Source organism: Novosphingobium ginsenosidimutans, assembly GCF_007954425.1.
Classification (GTDB): Bacteria; Pseudomonadota; Alphaproteobacteria; order Sphingomonadales; family Sphingomonadaceae; genus Novosphingobium; species Novosphingobium ginsenosidimutans.
On sequence record NZ_CP042345.1, the window covers coordinates 2,785,004 to 2,803,023 of the forward strand.

Below are 18,020 nucleotides of genomic sequence, written 5' to 3' on the forward strand. Positions count from 1 at the left end.
TGATCCGAGGTTCCCGATGAAGCGTCTTGCCCCGCTCTTCCTGGCCATTTCGCTGGCCGCACTGTCTGCCTGCGGACAGCAGCCCGCCAAGGATGAGGCCAGCCAGGCCGCACCCGAGGCCAAGCCGGGCCTTGCCTTGAGCGAAGGGACGCTGGTGCTTCCGGCGGTCAAGGGCAATCCCGCCGGCGGCTATTTCACCCTGGTGAACAACGGTGACAAGGCGGTGACGCTGGCCGCCGTAAGCATTTCGGGTGCTGCCCGGGCGGAAATGCACGAGACCAAAGGCGGCACCATGGCCCCGCTCGCCAGCCTAGAGATCAAGCCGGGAGAAACGGTGAAGTTTGAGCGCGGCGGCAAGCACGTCATGGCCTTCGAGCTCGATCCCAAGCTGGTTGCCGGCGAAAGCAGCGAGATCACCCTGACCTTTGCCGACGGCGACAAGCTCTCCGCCCCACTCAAGCTGGAAGCGCCGGGCGGTGCGATGCATGACATGGGTGAGATGGAAGGGATGGAAGGCATGGACCACTCGGAGCACACGAACTGACCCAGGCATCCGCAACCTATGCCTGTCCGGTTGGCGGCGAACGGCCCCTGACCCCGGGCGAGGTTGCGCTGGTCCAGTCCGTTTTCGGCGGTGCGATTGACTGCGGTGCGGTTCGGATCCGCCGCCGCCGCTGGTTCCCGTTCCAACCCCGCCGGGTGACCATGGCGCCGATGGGGCACCTGCACTTCCATCCGGCGTCCCAAAGCTACTGCGACGATTTCGCGCAGGCCGATATCCACCTGCAGGGCCATTTCATCCACGAGATGACGCATGTCTGGCAGGCCCAGGCCAAGGGGCGCTGGTATCTGGTGCTGCGCCGGCATCCGCTGTGCAGCTATGATTACGCGCTCAAGCCTGGCTGGCCGCTGGAACGCTATGGGCTGGAGCAACAGGCCGAGATTGTGCGCCATGCCTTTCTGCTGGCCCGCGGCGTGCCGGTGGCAGGGGCGCCGCCACTCAAAACCTATCAACAGATCCTGCCATTCCGTAGCGGCACGGGTGTTGATCTGCCCAAATCGAGATCGTAACAGTTGCAACTATCAGGGCGGCCCAACCCGCGCCCGACCGAGAGTTGCCCCATGCATCTTTCCGACTATGGCCTGTCGCGCGAGCGCGGCTTCCTCTCCGCATTCGAGATCGACGAAATCGCCCTCCCCGCCCGGTTCGGCGCGATTGTCGAAGCCGCCGAAACGCTATCCGGCCTGATTACTAGCGGCCGGGTGCGCGACTGGCTGGAGCGGCTGCCCGATCCCGACCTGGCCGAATGGGCCCAGACCGCCCCCGAAGAACAAGTCCGCGCCGCCATGGTGCGCTACAGCTTCCTGGTTCAGGCTTATGTCTGGGGCCATGCCGAGCCGCCGCGCCACTTGCCCGCCAACCTGGCTAAGCCGATGGTGGCGATTGCCGAGCGGCTCGGCCAGGCGCCGCTGCTGCCCTATTCGGGCTATGTCCTCGATAACTGGGCGCGGATCGACAAGGCGGCTCCGCTCAGCCTCGACAATGTCCGCATGGTCCAGAACTTCGCGGGCGGTGAGGACGAGAACTGGTTCGTGCTGATCCACGTCGCGATCGAGCAGGAAGCCGGCGTGCTGCTCGACAATGCCGTCCAGCTGATCGCCGCCAGCGCAGCCGGTGATGCGGCGCGCTGCGAGGCGCTGTTGCTGGAAATGAACGATGCCTGGGAACGGATCTACGCGCACTTCAAGCGGATGCCGGAACGCTGCGATCCCTATGTCTATTTCCACCGTGTCCGCCCGTGGATCCATGGCTGGGCCAACAATCCGGCGCTGAACGGCGGGCTGGTCTATGAAGGGCTCTACAATGGCCAGCCCCAGGCACTGCGCGGCCAGACCGGTTCGCAAAGCTCGATCGTCCCGGCCATGGATGCCCTGTTCGGGGTGAAGCACAGCGACGATCCGCTAAAGGCTTTCCTCGATGAGCTGCACCATTACCGCCCGGTGCCGCACCGGCGCTTTATCGAGGATGTCGGCGCCCGCTCGCAGTTGCGCGGGTTCGTGGCGGAATCAGGTGTGCAAAGCCTCAAGGACGCCTTCAACGCCAACCTCGAACAGGTCGCGCGCTTTCGCACCCGGCACCTCGAATATGCCGCCAGCTATATCAACAAGCAGGCCAGCTCGATCCCGGGCAACGACCCCGACGTTGGGACTGGGGGGACGCCGTTCATGAAGTATTTGAAGAAGCACCGGGATGAGAACGCGGCGCAGGTGATTTGAAACAAGTTAACCGATTGGCAGCAGACCTAAAATAAGGTCTGCTGCCATGACCTCTGTAGAAAACAAGGCAACCAAAGACGCGTTCCACACCGAACGCAGCCGTTTCCTTGACGCCTTTGCCGCGCTTGAGGAGGCGCTTGGACGCTCTGCCACTCTGAGCAAGACCGATGCACTTGCCAAAGAGATCACTGCTCTACGGGCGATCCGCAACGATCTGGTGCATTCTCAACTGCGGTTTGTGCAACTTGAGGGGCAGCTTCAAGCTCTAGCTGTGAATGCCCAAAATGTTGATGCATCCGCGCGACCCGCCCGGATACTTCGCATAGCGGATTTCAAATTGCTTTCATGTGAGATCGAGCAGGTCCGAAAGAAAGTTTCCGGAGCGGCTTAATCAATCCGGCTTCTTAGCCACCGCCACCATCGCGGGTCGCAGCAGTCGATCCTTGATCATATAGCCGGCCTGCAGCTCCTGGATCACGGTGCCCGGTTCAGCATCGGCCGAGGGAATCTCGATCATCGCCTGGTGCTGGTTGGGATCGAGCGGCAGCCCCAGGGCGGCGATGCGGCTGATGCCGTGGGCGGCGAAGGCCTTGTCGATCTCGCGGCCGGTGGCTTCGATTCCGGCGACGAGGTTCTTGAGCTTGTCATCCTCACGCAGTTCGGCCGGGATGGAATCGAGCGCGCGGGCCAGGTTGTCCGACACCGACAGGATATCGCGCGCAAAGCCGGTGGCGGCATAGGCGCGGGCATCCTGGATGTCCTTTTCCAGGCGGCGGCGGACGTTCTGCGTTTCGGCCTTGGCGTAGAGCACCTCCTGCTTCGCCGCCTCAAGATCTTCGCGCAGCCGGTCAAGCGCTTCGCCCAGCTTGTCGGTTTCCTTGTCCAGCAGTTCGTCAGGAACGCCTGCCAGTTCGGCTTCCACCGCGGGGTCGACCTGCGGCTTGTTTTCGTCGCTCATAATGCTTCTAAAACCTGTCTATCGGATCAGTTTGCCCAGCGATTGGGCTGTGAAATCCACCATGGGGACTAGCCGCGCATAATTCAACCGGGTCGGGCCGATAACCCCCACCACGCCGACCACCCGGCCATCGCGATCGCGATAGGGCGAGGCGATGACGGAAGAGCCGGAAAGCGAGAACAGCCGGTTCTCCGCACCGATGAAAATTCGCGTCGCCTCAGCCTCGCGCGCGGCATCGAGCAAGTCGGCGACGGACTGACGGTTCTCCAGATCATCCAGCAATTGCCGGACGCGCTCGATATCGGTCAAAGCACCTTCATCGAGCAGATTGGCCTGGCCGCGCACGATCAGAACCGGGCGCTGCGCCGCGTCCTCGCTCCACACGGCCAGCCCGCGTTCGACCAGATCGCGGCTGGCGGCATCCAGCGCGGTCTGCCCTGCTGCAATCTCAGCCCGCATCGCCCGCGCCGCTTCGGCCAGGGTCCGCCCGCTAAGGTGCGCGGAGATATAGTTCGAGGCCTGCTCAAGCGCACCGGGAGCAAGACCAAGCGGCAATTCGACCACCCGGTTTTCGACCCCGCCATCGGCCCCCACCAGCACCGCCAGCGCCCGGCCGGGGGCCAGCGGGACCAGCTGCAGATGCTGCAAGCGCGGCTCGCGGCGCGGCACCATCACGACGCCGGCCGCAGCGGACAATTCGGACAGGATTGCGCTGGTGGCGGTCAGTGCTGCCTCGATTGGCCCGGGTTGGCCCAGGCGGCTTTCGATCGCGGCGCGTTCTTCCGGAGTCGGTTCGGCCACCTGCATCATGCCGTCAACGAATAGCCGCAGTCCCTGATCGGTCGGCATCCGCCCGGCGCTGGTATGCGGCGCGGCCAGCAGCCCAAGCATTTCCAGTTCATGCAGCACCGAACGGATCGAGGCGGGCGAGAGATTGACCCCGGAGCCGGCCAGCGTCTTCGAGCCGACCGGCTGCCCCGACGTCAGATAGCCTTCCACCACCAGGCGAAAGATATCGCGGGCGCGGGCAGTCAATTCGGTGATCGGCGGGGTGGACATTGCGGGCCTAATGTAAAGGCTGGGCTTGCAGCCTCAAGCCCATTGCGCCTAACGCGGCGCGAAACCAAGCAAGGATTACTTATGCGACCTTCCGGCCGCGCGCCCGACGAGATGCGCGCTATCAGCTTCGAACCCCACTTCACCAAACATGCCGAAGGATCGGTGCTGGTCAGCTTTGGCGACACCAAGGTGATCTGCACCGCTTCAGTCGAAGAACGCGTGCCGCCGTTTCTGCGCGGCAAGGGCGAAGGCTGGGTGACGGCGGAATACTCCATGCTCCCCCGTGCTACCCACACCCGCGGCAGCCGTGAAGCGGCCAAGGGCAAGCAATCGGGGCGCACCCAGGAGATCCAGCGCCTGATCGGCCGCAGCCTGCGCTCAGTCACCGACCTCAAGGCGCTCGGTGAGCGCCAGATCACGCTCGATTGCGACGTGATCCAGGCTGATGGCGGCACCCGCACCGCCGCGATCTCCGGCGCCTGGGTCGCGCTGCGCCTCGCGGTCGATGGCCTGCTCAAGCAGGGCCTGATCACCGCCGATCCACTGCCCCGCAAGGTGGCGGCGGTCAGCTGCGGGATCTTCAAGGGCAACCCGGTGCTCGACCTTGATTATGACGAGGATTCCTCGGCCGATGCCGATGCCAACTTCGTGCTGATCGAAGGCGGCCACATTGCCGAGGTCCAGGCCACGGCCGAAGGCGCGACCTATGACGAGGAAGGCTTGCTGCGCCTGCTCCGCCTCGCCCGGATCGGCTGCAACGCGATCTTCGCGGCGCAGGATAAGGCGGTCGGCAAATGACCCGGCGGCTGGGCGGCGGAACCCTGGTGATTGCTACGCACAACGCGGGCAAGCTCAAGGAAATCGGCGCCCTGCTCGATCCCTATGGGGTCAATTGCATCTCTGCGGGCTCGCTCGGGCTGCCGGAGCCAGCCGAAACGGGCAAGACCTTTGTCGAGAATGCCCTGATCAAGGCGCGGGCTGCGGCCGAAGCCTCTGGCCTCCCTGCCCTCGCTGACGATTCCGGTCTCTGCGTCACGGCGCTTGATGGGCGCCCCGGCGTCTACACCGCCGACTGGGCCGAACGGCAGTGGTTCGAAGGTCCCGCGGGTCGCGACTGGTACATGGCCATGGGAAAGGTCGAAGGACTGCTGTGCGAGCTGGGACCGGATACAGACCGTTCCTGCCACTTCGCCTGCGTCCTCGCGATTGCCTGGCCCGACGGCGAAAGCGCCGTCTACGAAGGCCGCGCCAATGGCAGCCTGACCTGGCCGCCGCGCGGCACCATGGGCTTTGGCTATGATCCGGTCTTCGTCCCCTTGGGCGACACCCGCACCTTTGCCGAGCATGACCCGGCCGAGAAGCACGCCATCAGCCACCGCGCCGATGCCTTTGCCAAGCTGGTCGCGGAGCAGTTTGGCGGGTAAGACTGCCCGCATGGCCCGCGCGCTCTACATCCATTGGCCGTTCTGCCTCGCAAAGTGTCCCTATTGCGACTTCAACAGCCATGTCCGTGACAGCGTCGACCATGCCGCCTGGGAGGCCGCGCTGCTGGCGGACTTGCGGCACGAGGCGGAACTGGCTGGCGGCGAGCCGCTCGACAGCATTTTCTTCGGCGGTGGCACCCCATCACTGATGCCGCCGGCCCTGGTCGCGCGGCTGCTGGGCGAGGCGGAGAAGCTCTGGGGCTTCGCGCCGGGCATCGAGATCACGCTGGAAGGCAATCCATCCTCGATCGAGGCGGCGAACTATGAGGCTCTGGCTGCGGCTGGAGTCAACCGGGCCTCGCTCGGCATCCAGGCACTCGATGACCAGACGCTGCACTTCCTGGGCCGTCTGCATGATGCCGGTGAAGGTCTGCGTGCGCTGGAAACGGCGCAAGGGGTGTTCGGCCGCGTCTCGTTAGACCTGATCTATGCGCGCCCGGGCCAGACGCCGGAAGCCTGGGCTGCGGAGCTTAAGCGCGCCATCAGCTTCGGCACCACACACCTCTCGCTTTACCAGCTGACGATCGAACCCGGCACCCGGTTCGAGACCATGGTACGCAAGGGCGACTTCACCCCGCTGGATGACGACACCTGCGCCGACCTATTCACGCTGACCCGCGAGCAGACCGCAGCGGCAGGCCTCCCCGCCTACGAGATCAGCAACCACGCCGCTGTCGGTGAGGAAAGCCGCCATAACCTGACCTACTGGCGCTATCAGGACTATGTTGGGATCGGCCCTGGCGCGCACGGTCGTCGCAATGGCACAGCGACCGTGCGGCACAAGAAGCCGGAAAACTGGCTGAGCGCGGTCGCGGCCAATGGCCACGGCATCGCCGAAAGCCGCGTGCTCGGAACACGCGAGCAAGCCGCCGAGGCCATGCTGATGGGGCTGCGCCTGCGTGAAGGGATCGAGCTGGCGGCCCTCGCCGCGCGGTTCAGCCTGGCTCCGGCAGCCTTGCTCGATCAGGCAAAGGCTGAACTTTACCGGCAGCAAGGCCTGGTCTGGCAGGATGGCGCGAGGGTCGGCGTGACCGAGGCGGGAATGCCGCTGCTCGACGCCCTGCTCGGTGAGCTGGTCCCGGCCGAACTGGTCGAAGCATGAGCGCCAGCGCGATCCTCAACGCCTGGCATGATCACTTGGCCCAGGCGCGCCGCCGCTCCCCGCATACTGTTCGTGCTTATGTAGCCATAGTGGAGCGACTGATCGAGGCTACCGGACTGACCGACTGGGCAACGCTTGCTCGGATCGATGCGACGGCCTTGCGCCAGCAACTAGCCCGGCGCCGCGCAGACGGTTTGGGCAATGCCTCGACCGCGCGGGAGCTCTCGGCACTGAAGGGCTTCGTCGCCTTTGCCCGGGCGCAGGCGGGGATGACCGATCCCACCCCGCCGCGAATGCGCGGCCCCCGAGTCAAGAAAGGCCTCCCCCGCCCCGTCACGCCGGACGAAGCGGTCAATCTCGCCGCCGGGGTCGAGGAGAATGCGGCGATCGCGTGGATCGGCGCGCGTGACCGGGCCGTGCTGCTGCTGCTCTACGGCGCTGGGTTGCGCATTGCCGAAGCGCTTTCGCTGTCCGGCGCAGCCTTGCCGCTGGGCGAAACACTGACCGTCACTGGTAAGGGCGGCAAGCAGCGCGCCGTGCCGATCCTGCCGCTGGTCTCCGCCGCCGTCGCGGACTATGCCGCCAAATGTCCCTGGCCATTGGAGCGCGACAAGCCCCTGTTTCGCGGCGCCCGCGGCGGACCGTTGTCGCAAGGCATGGTTCAAAAGGCGATGGCCTCGGCGCGCAGCGCTCTCGGTCTGCCGCCCAGCGCCACCCCGCACGCGCTGCGCCATTCCTTTGCGACGCACCTCTTGAGCGCGGGCGCGGACCTACGTTCGCTGCAAGAACTGCTTGGCCACGCCAGCCTGGGTTCAACCCAGATTTACACCAAGGTCGATGCTGCCGTGCTGCTCGATGTCTATCGCCACGCCCACCCGCGTGAAGCGGGTTAGCCCTTTGGCTTCCAGGTCACCACGCGCCACAGGTAGGTGACGACAATCGCCGCGATCACGGCGGTCGACAGCGGTCCCAGCCATTTTTCGACATCGCCGAACTGCGAACCCAGGAAATAGCCCGCCCCGGCCAGCGCCGCGCTCCAGCCCAGCGTGCCAATGGTCGAGAAAACCAGGAAGCGCCGCAGCGACATCTTGAACAACCCGGCCGGGACCGAAATCAGCGAGCGCAGTGTGGGGATCATCCGGGCGATCAGCACGATGGTCGAACCATAGCGCTCAAACAGGCGTTCGCCGCGCTCGACCTCATCCCAGTCAAGCGTCAGCCAACGACTGTATTTGTCGATGAACACGTGCATGCGCGCTTCGCCGAACTTGATCGCCAGCCAGTACCAGAACCAGTTCCCCAACATGGCACCGGCGGTGCCGGCCACGATCGTTCCCTCCAGCGTCATGCTGCCACGTGCCGCCGAAACGCCGGCAACGGTCATGATCACTTCCGATGGCACCGGCGGAAACACCGTTTCCAGCAGCATCAGCGCAGCGACACCCCAGTAACCGCCCCATTCGACGAGGCGGATGATCCAGTCTTCCATGCTGTCCTCAGCTTACGGTGCGGGCAGCGATCCGTGCTTCGATCGCATCCCAGATCTTGCCGGGCGTATCGGTGCCGTTGAATCGGTCGATCGCAACAATGCCGGTCGGCGAAGTGACGTTGATCTCGGTCAGCCACTCGCCGCCGATCACGTCGATCCCGACAAAGATCAAACCCAGTCGCTTGAGCTCGGGTCCCATCGCCGCGCAGATTTCCTGCTCGCGCGGCGTAAGCTCGGTCGCTTCGGCGCTGCCGCCGACGGCGAGGTTGGAGCGGAATTCGCCCTCGCCCGGCTTGCGGTTGATCGCCCCGGCCACTTCGCCGTCGATCAGCACGATCCGCTTGTCGCCCTTGGCCACTTCGGGAAGGAATGGCTGGACCATGTGCGGTTCGGGCCAAGTCTGGTTGAACACCTCGAACAAGGCGGAAAGGTTGTCACCCTCGGCTGGCACGCGGAAGATCGCCTTGCCGCCATTGCCGTGGATCGGCTTGACCACCACGGCGCCGTGCTGCGCCTGGAACGCCTTCACCTCGTCGACCGAGCGCGTCACCAGCGTCGGCGGCATGAAGCGGCGGTAGTCGAGCACCATGACCTTCTCGGGTGCATTGCGGACCGAGCGCGGGTTGTTGACTACCAGCGTCTCGTGTTCGATCCGCTCGAGCAGGTGGGTCGCGGTGATGTAGCCCATGTGGAACGGCGGATCCTGGCGCATCAACACCACATCGATATCGCGGCCAAGGTCGAGCCGGACGGGATCGCCCTTGGCGAAATAATCACCAGCCACGCGCTGGACGGTCACCGGATGGCACACAGCGGTAAGCCGGTCATCCGCATCCAGCGTCAGCGCGTTGACATCGTAGTGCCAGACCCGGTGTCCGCGCGCCTGGGCCGCCAGCATCAGCGCAAAACTGGAATCGCCGGTGATATTGATCGTTTCAATGGGGTCCATCTGGACCGCGACACGCAAGGTCATGCAAATTCCTCAAGCCGCCAGAGCGTTCTCCAGATGGCGCGGGAAACGCCACGGCGCAAGGAGGAGAACATCAATGCGGACAAGATCGCCCGGCCGGACATAGCGATGGACGACAGCTTCGGCGGCGGCGGACACCCGGCGAAGGCGATAGGGGTCTATAGCATCGTCCAGCAATTCGGCGGACGAACGCCATTTCACTTCAACGAAAATCACGGTTCGCCCCCGCCGCGCGATCAGGTCAATCTCGCCGCGCGGGGTCTTGAGCCGCTGGGCGAGGATGCGCCAGCCCTTGAAGCGAAGATAGAGCGCCGCCAGCGCTTCACCGCGCCGCCCCTGGGCCTCCCGCCGGGCGCGCTGGTTCACTTGAGCTCCAGCGCGCGGGCATAGAGCACTTTGCGGTCCAGCCCGGTCGTTTTGGCCACCGCGGCAGCGGCCTGCGAAGCCTTGTCAGTCGCCAGCGCCGCGCGCAGCAGGGCATCGATATCGTGCTCCACCGCTGCCGGCTCGCCAGGCGGAGCGATCACCAGCGCGATCTCGCCCTTGGGGGGATTGGCGGCGTAGTGGGCAATCAGCCCAGCAGTACTGCCGGTGCGGCACTCCTCGAACCGTTTGGTTAACTCGCGGGCGACAGCCACCTCGCGTCCCGGCAGCTCTTCGCCAATCGCGGCGAGCGCATCCGCCAGACGCGGCGCAGTTTCATACAGCACCAGCGTTGCTTCTACGCTGGCGAGGCCCCGCAACGCATCGCGGCGGGCCTTGTCCTTGCTGGGCAGGAACCCGGCAAAGAGGAAGCGATCGCTCGGCAGGCCGGCCAGAGTCAGGGCCATAATCGCGGCACTTGGCCCCGGCAGACTGGTCACGGAAACCCCGCGTTCCCGCGCTGCGCGGACCAGCTTGAAACCAGGGTCTGAAATCAGCGGCGTACCCGCATCACTGACCAGCGCGACCGGCTGCTCGCTCGCCAATGCCAGGATATGATCCCGCGTCGCCTCACTCGCGTGGTCGTCATAGCGGATAAGTTTTTGTTTTATTTGTAAATAATGCAGAAGTTTGCCCGTGATTCGCGTGTCTTCACAGGCTACCGCAGCTACGCCACGCAGTGTCGCTATCGCTCGCAGGGTGATGTCGCCCAGATTGCCAATCGGCGTTGCGACAATGTAGAGTCCCGGAGAGAGCGGCGCGTCCATAACCAGTTCATGGACCGCCTCGAGGGGAGCGTAAAGTGATGTCCTTCAATCGGCGCAACGCCATCATGCTGGGCGCCATCGTGCTGCTGTCGGGCTGCAAGGTCATTCCCAAGGGCACCCCCACACCCGCTCCGCCACCGGAAGACCGGCCAACCGATGCCCTGCCCAGCGACCAGACGCGCCACCGCGTCGCGCTGCTCGTGCCGATGAACGGGCCCAACGCCGATGTCGGCCAGTCGCTTGCCAATGCGACGACGATGGCGCTGCTCGATACGAATGCGCAGAACATCCGCATTACGACTTACGACACCTCGGCTGGCCCTGCTGCTGCGGCGACCAAGGCGATCCAGGATGGCAACAAGCTGATCCTTGGCCCGCTGATGGGCGACGAAGTGCCGCCCGTGGCCACAGTCGCCCGCGCTGCGCGGGTGCCGCTGATTTCCTATGCCAGCGATACAAGTGCCAATGCCCGCGATGTCTTTGCTATGGGCACCGCGCCAAGCAATTCGATCGGTCGCACCGTAACCTTCGCCAAGGCCCGCGGCATCACCCGCTTTGCGCTGCTGGTTCCGAATGGCGATTATGGTGCGCGGGCCAGGGTGGCCTATGATGATGCGGTCAAGGCCGTGGGCGGCACACTGGTCGCCAGCGAAAGCTATGACCGTTCCAACCCTTCGATTGTCAGCGCGGCCCGGCGTCTGCGCACGCGGGGCGGCTTTGAGGCCGTGCTGATTGCAGACGGTGCGCGCTTTGCAGCCCTTGCCGCGCCGCAGCTCAAGACGCCGGGCGCAGCCAACCCGCGCATTCTTGGCACCGAACTGTGGAGCGGGGAGAGCGTGATCAGCTCTACCCCCGCGCTGCGCGGGGCATGGTTTTCGGCGGTGGCGGATACCCGCTTCCGCACCTTTGCCGACAGTTACCAGAGCCGGTTTGGCACCAAGCCCTTCCGTGTCGCCACGCAGGGCTATGACTCGGTCCTGCTGACGATCCGCGTGGCGCGTGACTGGCGGCTGGGCACGCCATTTCCGACGGCACGCTTGGCCGATACCGGTGGCTTTCTTGGACTCGACGGTCCCTTCCGCTTCACGCCGTCCGGTCAGATCGAACGGGCGCTGGAAGTGCGCGAAGCCCGCGCCGGGACTGTCGCCGTGGTCAGTCCGGCACCCGACAAGTTCGGCGACTGACGAAAACCCCCAGCCCCGCCTTGCTTAGCGGAATCCCCGCGTTCTATAGACGTTCCCATGGCTGATGACCTGTTTGAAAAGCTGCCCCAAAGCAGCGGCGATTCCTATGATGGCAGCGCGATCGAGGTGCTGGAGGGGCTTGAGCCTGTCCGCCGCCGCCCGGGCATGTACATTGGCGGCACCGATGAGCGCGCGCTGCACCACCTGGCCGCCGAAGTGCTCGACAACGCGATGGACGAGGCCGTTGCCGGCCATGCCAACCGGATCGAGGTGACGTTGGAGGAAGGCAACCGGCTGACCATCACCGACAATGGCCGCGGCATCCCCGTTGACGAGCACCCGAAGTATCCTGGCAAGTCGGCACTCGAAGTGATCCTGACCACGCTTCACTCGGGCGGCAAGTTCTCGGGCAAGGCCTATGCCACGTCGGGCGGCCTTCACGGTGTCGGCGTCTCGGTGGTCAATGCGCTCTCCACCCTCACCCGGATCGAAGTGGCGCGCAACAAGGAGCTTTACGCCCAGGAATTCTCGCGCGGTCTGGCCACGGGCCCGCTCCAGCACCTGGGCGGCACACCGAACCGGCGCGGCACTTCGGTTACCTTCGTGCCTGATCCCGAGATTTTCGGCGAGGATGCAAAGTTCAAACCGGCGCGGCTGTTCAAGCTGGTCCGGTCGAAGGCCTATCTCTTTGCCGGGGTGGAAATCCGCTGGAAATGCGCCGCCGCGCTCACCAGCGATGAAGTTCCGGCCGAAGCCGTTTTCCAGTTCCCCGGCGGCCTTGCCGATCACCTCAAAGAGCAGATTGGCGCACGGGAGTGCGTCACCAGCCAGTTCTTTTCTGGCAGCCAGGATTTTCCGGGTGAGCAGCAGGGCCGGGTCGAATGGGCCGTCGCCTGGCCACTGTGGAGCGACGGGGCCTATTCCTGGTACTGCAACACTATCCCCACCCCTGACGGCGGGACACACGAGGCGGGCCTGCGCGCTGCGCTGACCAAGGGCATCCGCGCCTTCGCAGATCTGGTTGGCCAGAAGAAAGCCAAGGACATCACGCCCGAGGACGTGATCACCGGCAGCGAAATCATGCTCTCGGTCTTCATCCGCGACCCCCAGTTCCAAAGCCAGACCAAGGACCGGCTGACCAGCCCGGAAGCAGCGCGCATGGTCGAAAATGCCGTGCGCGATCACTTCGACCATTTCCTTGCAGACAACATGGAACGCGGCAAGGCGCTGCTCGGCCATGTGCTCGAGCGGATGGATGAGCGCCTGCGCCGCAAGCAGGAGCGTGAGGTCAAGCGCAAGACTGCTACCAACGCGCGCAAGTTGCGCCTGCCCGGCAAGCTGACCGACTGCACCGGCGAAGGCGATGCAGAGACCGAACTTTTCATTGTCGAAGGGGACAGCGCCGGCGGCAGCGCCAAGCAGGCGCGCGATCGCAAGACCCAGGCGATCCTGCCGATCCGCGGCAAGATCCTTAACGTCGCCAGCGCCACGGCCGACAAAATCCGCGCGAACACCGAAATCGCCGACCTCGGCCTCGCGCTGGGTTGCGGTTTCCGCAAGGACTGCAACGCCGACAACCTGCGTTATGACCGCATCATCATTATGACCGACGCCGACGTCGACGGGGCGCACATCGCCACCCTGCTGATGACCTTCTTTTTCCAGGAAATGCCCGAGATCGTCCGGCGCGGGCACCTCTACCTTGCCCAGCCCCCGCTCTATCGCCTGACCGCCGGCAAAGAGAGCGCCTATGCCCGCGACGACGCCCACCGCGCCGAGCTGGAAGCAACCCGGTTCAAGGGCAAGAAGGTAGAAGTTGGCCGGTTCAAGGGTTTGGGCGAAATGAACCCGCAGCAGCTGCGCGAAACGACGATGGACCCCGCCAAGCGCAGCCTGATCCGCATCACCCTGCCCCCCGAATATGAGGGCCGGGCGGCGGTGAAGGACCTGGTCGACCGGCTGATGGGACGCGATCCGGCCCAGCGCTTCATGTTCATTCAGAACCGTGCGGCGGATATCGATCCGGAACTGATTGACGCTTAACGCGCCCTAACAGCTGGTCTTGAGGCAGATCTCGCAGCGCAGCCCTTGCGGATTGAATACCAGGTTAGCCGGCCCAAGCACCGGGTCGGCCAGTAAGGCCGAGCCAAGGCCTTCGTGCTCGGGCGAAGCCACCAGGGGGCCATCGGCTTCTTCCCAATGCACATGGGCCAGGCCGCGGGCATCGTCCCAGTCGGTCTGGACCAGGATCCGGCCTGCCGGCACGGACAAGGCGCCATATTTGACTGCATTGGTGCAGAGTTCGTGGATTGCGAGGATCAGCGGAACGCAGGATTGGGGCGGCAACCTGCCGGTAGTGCCGGAAATGACGATGCGGTTACCCACGTCGAAGGGCTCACAGGCCCTGCTGACAATCTCGCGCAGATCGCATTCCAGCCCTTCGCGCCGCGACAGGATGTCCAGGCCGGCCGCCAGCGCCGCCATGCGTTTCGAGAACACCGCAGTGAAATTGGCCGGGTCCGCCTGATGGGTCATCGCCGCCAGCGAATTCACCACAGTCAGTGAATTGCGCACCCGGTGGATGAGTTCCTGGTTGAGGAATTCGGCCCGATCGGTCGCCGCCTGAAGCCTGCCAACGGTGCTCCGCAAGGTCTGGGCAATCGCAACCAGGAGGGAGCAGGACAGCACGAAGAGGATCATCATCACTGCTGTGTTCCAGTCAGCAGTTATCTCCACTTTTGGCTGCATGAAAACATAGTTGACGACTGCCATGGATGCAAAAATGCTTGCCAAGCCGGCTCGCCAGCCGGCGAGCAGTGCGCAGAGCACGATTGCCGGGAAATAGGTCACGAATGGCACCGTCCGCGCCGCATCGCCAAGCAGCCAACGCGCCAGCGAGGCTGCTGCGACGCAGGCTGAAATCACCAGTATACTGTGACCGAAGGTTGGCTCGCGCAGCAGCCTCGATCGAACTGATCGCAATCGAACCATGCTACCTTCCCACGGGACGCCGGTTGATACTGGAAACGCAAGCGCGATAGCAATGGGCCGGCTGAGGTTTGCGACGAACCGAAACTGGTCTTTTTCACGCTTGCGCGCTTCAGCGCCCATCCCTATCCCTTAACCGAACGATTAACCGACCGGGGATGACCATTTCCATGCAGCGCTTTGAAGGTACTCAGAACTACGTTGCCACCGATGACCTGAAGGTTGCGGTCAATGCCGCGGTGCTGCTGCGCCGCCCGCTGCTGGTCAAGGGTGAGCCCGGCACTGGCAAGACCGTACTGGCGCATGAGATCGCCAAGGCGGTCAATGCGCCGCTGATCGAGTGGAACATCAAGTCGACCACCAAGGCCCAGCAGGGTCTTTACGAGTATGACGCAGTCGCCCGCCTGCGCGATGGCCAGCTGGGTGACGAGCGCGTCCACGACATTTCGAACTACATCAAGAAGGGCAAGCTGTGGGAGGCCTTCACCTCGCCGCAGCTCCCCGTCCTGCTGATCGACGAGATCGACAAGGCCGACATTGAGTTCCCGAACGACCTGCTCCAGGAACTCGATCGGATGAGCTTCGACGTTTACGAAACGAAGGAGCGGATCGCGGCCAAGGAGCGCCCGATCGTCGTCATCACTTCGAACAATGAAAAGGAGCTGCCGGACGCCTTCCTGCGCCGCTGCTTCTTCCACTACATCAAGTTCCCCGATCGCGAGACGATGCAGGCGATCATCGACGTCCACTTCCCCGGCATCCAGAAGACTCTCGTCTCCAAGGCGATGGAAATCTTCTACGAAGTCCGCGAAGTGCCGGGACTGAAGAAGAAGCCCTCGACCAGCGAACTGCTCGACTGGCTTAAGCTGCTGCTCAACGAGGACATGCCGCTCGACGTGCTGCAGAACCGCGATCCGGCCAAGGCCATCCCGCCGCTCCACGGCGCGCTGCTCAAGAACGAGCAGGACGTGATGCTGTTCGAACGCCTGGCCTTCATGGCGCGGCGCCAGAACTGACCATGGCGCGGTCTGGCCGTTGCGCCTGCGGGGCCGTAACGCTCAAGCTTGAAGGCGAACCGGTTGCGGTGCGTCAGTGCTGGTGCCGCCAGTGCCAGCAGATTGCTGCTGGCGGCCCGACGCACAATGCCATGTTCCCAACTGAAAGCGTGCATTTCTCAGGCGAACTTGCCGCATCAAGCTGGATCGCCGCCAGTGGCAACACTTTGACTTTCCACTTCTGCCCGCGCTGCGGCACACAGGCCTATGCCCAAAGCTCGGCCCGGCCGCAGTTCCGCACTGTGCGGCTGGGCTTCATCGATGAACCGCACGGGCTGAAGCCGGAAATGGCAATCTGGACGGCTGAAGCACCCGCGTGGGCCCAGATCGATCCTGCCATTCCACAGTTCTCGCAGATGCCGCCGTCACCCAATCCAGCACCTTCGGGAAGCTAATCCCATGTTCTTCAACTTCATCGACGAGCTGCGCAGCGCAGGGATCCAGGCGAGCTTCAAGGAGCACCTGGTGTTACTCGAAGCGCTGGACAAGGACGTGATCGAGCAGACGCCCGAGCAGTTCTATTACCTGTCGCGCGCCATTTTCGTGAAGGATGAGGGCCTGCTCGACAAGTTCGACCAGGTCTTCAACAAGGTCTTCAAAGGGATCCTGACCGATTACGGCCAGAACCCGGTCGACATTCCCGAGGAATGGCTGAAGGCCGTTGCCGAGAAATTCCTGACCCCTGAGGAAATGGAAGCGATGAAGTCGCTCGGTTCCTGGGAAGAGATCATGGAGACGCTGAAGAAGCGGCTTGAAGAACAGCAAAAGCGCCATGAAGGTGGCAACAAGTGGATCGGCACGGGCGGTACCTCGCCCTATGGCAACAACGGCTATAACCCCGAAGGCGTGCGGATCGGCGGCGAAAGCAAGCACAAGCGCGCGCTGAAGGTCTGGGAAAAGCGCGAGTTCCAGAACCTCGACAACACCCGGGAACTTGGCACCCGTAACATCAAGGTCGCGCTGCGCCGGCTGCGCCGCTTTGCGCGCGAGGGCAACCCGGACGAGCTCGATCTAGAAGGCACGATTGAGGGTACGGCCAAGCAGGGTTGGCTCGACATCCGCATGCGGGCCGAGCGCAAGAACGCGGTCAAGGTGCTGCTGTTCCTGGACGTCGGCGGATCGATGGATCCCTTCATCAAGCTGGTTGAAGAGCTGTTCAGCGCGGCGACGACCGAGTTCAAGAACCTGGAGTTCTTCTACTTCCACAACTGCCTTTATGAAGGCGTGTGGAAGGACAACAAGCGGCGCTGGTCAGAGCGGACCAACACCTGGGACATCCTCCACAAGTACGGCCACGACTACAAAGTGATCTTCGTCGGCGATGCGGCGATGAGCCCCTATGAGATCACCCACCCGGGCGGCTCGGTCGAGCATTTTAACGAGGAAGCCGGTGCGGTCTGGCTCCAGCGCGTTGCCCACGTCTATCCGGCCACAGTCTGGCTGAACCCGGTGCCCGAAAAGCAGTGGGGCTATTCGCAGAGCACCAAGGTGATCAAGGAGATGGTCGGCGGCAACATGTTCCCGCTGACGCTGGATGGCCTGGACGGCGCGATGCGCGAGCTGACCCGCAAGAAGCACTAACCACGCGGCGGGGCGTCAAGGCAGCCGACCAGCGGATCGGCCTCATCGTAATCGCGGAGGCGTGAAAGGCGGGCAATCAGGGCGCGGCGTTCTGCAGGCGTCCAATCAGCCACTTCAGCAACCATCACGGCTGCAATATCGGCGCGATCGAAGGCTGGCGCTGCCGGCTCGCGGTGCATGGCCTGCTTCACGAAAGTGATCGCAAAGTAGCCCCCGATAGCCGAGCCAAAATAGCCGAGCCACGCCAGTACCCAGCGGGCATTGCGGGCAACGACCGCTTCAAGGCGGTTGTCGACCAGCACATCGTAACCAATCCGGAAGGCGAAAATGGCGATTGACCCGATTGCCGTGACCCAGAGCAGGGCCATCAGCCGTTCGGACCAGCGTGTAGTGGTCATCTTGGCGGCCTTGGCCACGGCAAGCATGAACAGGCCCGAGCCAGCAGTTGTGGCAAGCAATCGCTTGAGGCTGAGAAACTCGCCCGGCGCGGCCGGATCGAGGACCGCACGGATCGAAAAGACCAGGTAGGTCGCAACCAGCAGCACAAGCCCGATCGTCAGGGCAAGCTGGCGGTCATGGCGATGGCGGCGGGTGGTGAACATCGGGTAATCGCTCCAAGATAACGGGTCGGCTCTGGCGCTAGGACTGTGGCATCAGGAGCCAAGGCCTTTTCGACGAACGCG

General features: G+C 64.0%; 21 protein-coding genes. 13 read left to right on the top strand and 8 right to left on the bottom strand.

What is annotated here, in order from left to right; translation table 11 throughout:
- Window positions 1-16 precede the first annotated feature (16 nt).
- The 4 genes from FRF71_RS13660 to FRF71_RS13675 all read left to right on the top strand — a co-directional run bounded on the left by FRF71_RS13660 (window position 17) and on the right by FRF71_RS13675 (window position 2,668).
- Window positions 17-544, top strand: a complete 528-nt coding sequence (locus tag FRF71_RS13660) for a copper chaperone PCu(A)C (RefSeq protein ID WP_147091172.1) — start codon at window positions 17-19, stop codon at window positions 542-544.
- A 155-nt stretch (window positions 545-699) separates the two neighbouring features.
- The gene (locus FRF71_RS13665; RefSeq protein WP_420359384.1) at window positions 700-1,071 is read left to right on the top strand and encodes a hypothetical protein; all 372 of its coding nucleotides are present in this window, start codon (window positions 700-702) and stop codon (window positions 1,069-1,071) included.
- Between the two features lie 51 nt (window positions 1,072-1,122).
- The gene (locus FRF71_RS13670) at window positions 1,123-2,277 is read left to right on the top strand and encodes a PrnB family protein (protein ID WP_147091174.1); all 1,155 of its coding nucleotides are present in this window, start codon (window positions 1,123-1,125) and stop codon (window positions 2,275-2,277) included.
- 46 nt (window positions 2,278-2,323) lie between these two features.
- Window positions 2,324-2,668: a hypothetical protein gene (locus tag FRF71_RS13675; RefSeq protein ID WP_147091175.1), complete on the top strand. Its 345-nt coding sequence runs from the start codon at window positions 2,324-2,326 to the stop codon at window positions 2,666-2,668.
- Here the strand turns inward: FRF71_RS13675 and grpE are convergent, their stop codons facing one another.
- Both grpE and hrcA read right to left on the bottom strand, forming a co-directional pair.
- Window positions 2,669-3,235 (bottom strand): nucleotide exchange factor GrpE, encoded by a 567-nt coding sequence (grpE, locus tag FRF71_RS13680; protein ID WP_147091176.1) that lies wholly within the window; start codon window positions 3,233-3,235, stop codon window positions 2,669-2,671.
- A gap of 18 nt (window positions 3,236-3,253) precedes the next feature.
- Entirely contained in the window at window positions 3,254-4,294 is a 1,041-nt protein-coding gene (hrcA, locus tag FRF71_RS13685; RefSeq protein ID WP_147091177.1) for a heat-inducible transcriptional repressor HrcA, read from the bottom strand.
- Between the two features lie 81 nt (window positions 4,295-4,375).
- Here hrcA and rph point away from each other — a divergent pair, with 81 nt between their 5' ends.
- The 4 genes from rph to FRF71_RS13705 are packed head-to-tail and all read left to right on the top strand — an operon-like array spanning window position 4,376 to window position 7,773.
- Window positions 4,376-5,092, top strand: coding sequence for a ribonuclease PH (gene rph, locus FRF71_RS13690; protein ID WP_147091178.1), 717 nt, complete (start codon window positions 4,376-4,378; stop codon window positions 5,090-5,092).
- Window positions 5,089-5,718 (top strand): RdgB/HAM1 family non-canonical purine NTP pyrophosphatase, encoded by a 630-nt coding sequence (gene rdgB / locus FRF71_RS13695; RefSeq protein WP_147091179.1) that lies wholly within the window; start codon window positions 5,089-5,091, stop codon window positions 5,716-5,718. The genes rph and rdgB overlap by 4 nt, the downstream gene beginning before the upstream one ends.
- Window positions 5,719-5,728: 10 nt before the next feature.
- Window positions 5,729-6,880, top strand: a complete 1,152-nt coding sequence (gene hemW / locus FRF71_RS13700) for a radical SAM family heme chaperone HemW (RefSeq protein ID WP_147091180.1) — start codon at window positions 5,729-5,731, stop codon at window positions 6,878-6,880.
- Complete coding sequence (locus FRF71_RS13705; RefSeq protein ID WP_147091181.1) at window positions 6,877-7,773, top strand: tyrosine recombinase XerC; 897 nt, start codon at window positions 6,877-6,879, stop codon at window positions 7,771-7,773. The genes hemW and FRF71_RS13705 overlap by 4 nt, the downstream gene beginning before the upstream one ends.
- Here the strand turns inward: FRF71_RS13705 and FRF71_RS13710 are convergent.
- Genes FRF71_RS13710 through rsmI form a run of 4 tightly spaced genes read right to left on the bottom strand, consistent with a single transcriptional unit; the run spans window position 7,770 to window position 10,529 of the window.
- Window positions 7,770-8,369, bottom strand: coding sequence for a DedA family protein (locus tag FRF71_RS13710; protein ID WP_147091182.1), 600 nt, complete (start codon window positions 8,367-8,369; stop codon window positions 7,770-7,772). The two genes, FRF71_RS13705 and FRF71_RS13710, sit on opposite strands and share 4 nt — an antisense overlap.
- 7 nt (window positions 8,370-8,376) lie before the next feature.
- Window positions 8,377-9,342, bottom strand: a complete 966-nt coding sequence (gene gshB / locus FRF71_RS13715) for a glutathione synthase (protein WP_147091183.1) — start codon at window positions 9,340-9,342, stop codon at window positions 8,377-8,379.
- 9 nt (window positions 9,343-9,351) lie between these two features.
- Window positions 9,352-9,705, bottom strand: a complete 354-nt coding sequence (locus FRF71_RS13720) for a YraN family protein (protein WP_147091184.1) — start codon at window positions 9,703-9,705, stop codon at window positions 9,352-9,354.
- The gene (gene rsmI, locus FRF71_RS13725) at window positions 9,702-10,529 is read right to left on the bottom strand and encodes a 16S rRNA (cytidine(1402)-2'-O)-methyltransferase (protein WP_147091185.1); all 828 of its coding nucleotides are present in this window, start codon (window positions 10,527-10,529) and stop codon (window positions 9,702-9,704) included. The genes FRF71_RS13720 and rsmI overlap by 4 nt, the downstream gene beginning before the upstream one ends.
- A gap of 38 nt (window positions 10,530-10,567) precedes the next feature.
- On the opposite strand from rsmI, the gene FRF71_RS13730 reads away from it, so the two are divergent.
- The gene (locus tag FRF71_RS13730; RefSeq protein ID WP_147091186.1) at window positions 10,568-11,713 is read left to right on the top strand and encodes a penicillin-binding protein activator; all 1,146 of its coding nucleotides are present in this window, start codon (window positions 10,568-10,570) and stop codon (window positions 11,711-11,713) included.
- 57 nt (window positions 11,714-11,770) lie between these two features.
- Window positions 11,771-13,756 (top strand): DNA topoisomerase IV subunit B, encoded by a 1,986-nt coding sequence (gene parE / locus FRF71_RS13735; RefSeq protein ID WP_147091187.1) that lies wholly within the window; start codon window positions 11,771-11,773, stop codon window positions 13,754-13,756.
- 6 nt (window positions 13,757-13,762) lie between these two features.
- Here the strand turns inward: parE and FRF71_RS13740 are convergent, their stop codons facing one another.
- The gene (locus FRF71_RS13740) at window positions 13,763-14,704 is read right to left on the bottom strand and encodes a sensor histidine kinase (protein ID WP_161597980.1); all 942 of its coding nucleotides are present in this window, start codon (window positions 14,702-14,704) and stop codon (window positions 13,763-13,765) included.
- Window positions 14,705-14,871: 167 nt separating this feature from the next.
- Between FRF71_RS13740 and FRF71_RS13745 the strand changes: the two genes are divergently transcribed.
- The 3 genes from FRF71_RS13745 to FRF71_RS13755 are packed head-to-tail and all read left to right on the top strand — an operon-like array spanning window position 14,872 to window position 17,337.
- Window positions 14,872-15,717, top strand: a complete 846-nt coding sequence (locus FRF71_RS13745; protein ID WP_147091670.1) for an AAA family ATPase — start codon at window positions 14,872-14,874, stop codon at window positions 15,715-15,717.
- 2 nt (window positions 15,718-15,719) lie between these two features.
- Window positions 15,720-16,151 (top strand): GFA family protein, encoded by a 432-nt coding sequence (locus FRF71_RS13750; RefSeq protein WP_147091189.1) that lies wholly within the window; start codon window positions 15,720-15,722, stop codon window positions 16,149-16,151.
- Window positions 16,152-16,155: 4 nt separating this feature from the next.
- Window positions 16,156-17,337, top strand: coding sequence for a vWA domain-containing protein (locus FRF71_RS13755; RefSeq protein ID WP_147091190.1), 1,182 nt, complete (start codon window positions 16,156-16,158; stop codon window positions 17,335-17,337).
- Here the strand turns inward: FRF71_RS13755 and FRF71_RS13760 are convergent.
- Window positions 17,334-17,939 carry a hypothetical protein gene (locus tag FRF71_RS13760; protein WP_147091191.1) on the bottom strand — a complete coding sequence of 202 codons (606 nt, stop codon included), beginning with the start codon at window positions 17,937-17,939 and terminating at the stop codon, window positions 17,334-17,336. The two genes, FRF71_RS13755 and FRF71_RS13760, sit on opposite strands and share 4 nt — an antisense overlap.
- Between the last annotated feature and the right edge of the window lie 81 nt (window positions 17,940-18,020).

Excerpts from the sequence above, each read along its gene's own strand:
- FRF71_RS13755 (WP_147091190.1), top strand. The coding sequence starts at position 16,156 with ATGTTCTTCAACTTCATCGACGAGCTGCGCAGCGCAGGGATCCAGGCG.
- FRF71_RS13660 (WP_147091172.1), top strand. The coding sequence starts at position 17 with ATGAAGCGTCTTGCCCCGCTCTTCCTGGCCATTTCGCTGGCCGCACTG.
- FRF71_RS13750 (WP_147091189.1), top strand. The coding sequence starts at position 15,720 with ATGGCGCGGTCTGGCCGTTGCGCCTGCGGGGCCGTAACGCTCAAGCTT.
- FRF71_RS13710 (WP_147091182.1), bottom strand. The coding sequence starts at position 8,369 with ATGGAAGACTGGATCATCCGCCTCGTCGAATGGGGCGGTTACTGGGGT.
- hrcA (WP_147091177.1), bottom strand. The coding sequence starts at position 4,294 with ATGTCCACCCCGCCGATCACCGAATTGACTGCCCGCGCCCGCGATATC.
- FRF71_RS13670 (WP_147091174.1), top strand. The coding sequence starts at position 1,123 with ATGCATCTTTCCGACTATGGCCTGTCGCGCGAGCGCGGCTTCCTCTCC.
- FRF71_RS13760 (WP_147091191.1), bottom strand. The coding sequence starts at position 17,939 with ATGTTCACCACCCGCCGCCATCGCCATGACCGCCAGCTTGCCCTGACG.
- FRF71_RS13675 (WP_147091175.1), top strand. The coding sequence starts at position 2,324 with ATGACCTCTGTAGAAAACAAGGCAACCAAAGACGCGTTCCACACCGAA.
- parE (WP_147091187.1), top strand. The coding sequence starts at position 11,771 with ATGGCTGATGACCTGTTTGAAAAGCTGCCCCAAAGCAGCGGCGATTCC.
- FRF71_RS13740 (WP_161597980.1), bottom strand. The coding sequence starts at position 14,704 with ATGGTTCGATTGCGATCAGTTCGATCGAGGCTGCTGCGCGAGCCAACC.
- hemW (WP_147091180.1), top strand. The coding sequence starts at position 5,729 with ATGGCCCGCGCGCTCTACATCCATTGGCCGTTCTGCCTCGCAAAGTGT.
- FRF71_RS13730 (WP_147091186.1), top strand. The coding sequence starts at position 10,568 with ATGTCCTTCAATCGGCGCAACGCCATCATGCTGGGCGCCATCGTGCTG.
- rph (WP_147091178.1), top strand. The coding sequence starts at position 4,376 with ATGCGACCTTCCGGCCGCGCGCCCGACGAGATGCGCGCTATCAGCTTC.
- FRF71_RS13745 (WP_147091670.1), top strand. The coding sequence starts at position 14,872 with ATGCAGCGCTTTGAAGGTACTCAGAACTACGTTGCCACCGATGACCTG.
- rdgB (WP_147091179.1), top strand. The coding sequence starts at position 5,089 with ATGACCCGGCGGCTGGGCGGCGGAACCCTGGTGATTGCTACGCACAAC.
- gshB (WP_147091183.1), bottom strand. The coding sequence starts at position 9,342 with ATGACCTTGCGTGTCGCGGTCCAGATGGACCCCATTGAAACGATCAAT.
- FRF71_RS13705 (WP_147091181.1), top strand. The coding sequence starts at position 6,877 with ATGAGCGCCAGCGCGATCCTCAACGCCTGGCATGATCACTTGGCCCAG.
- rsmI (WP_147091185.1), bottom strand. The coding sequence starts at position 10,529 with ATGGACGCGCCGCTCTCTCCGGGACTCTACATTGTCGCAACGCCGATT.
- grpE (WP_147091176.1), bottom strand. The coding sequence starts at position 3,235 with ATGAGCGACGAAAACAAGCCGCAGGTCGACCCCGCGGTGGAAGCCGAA.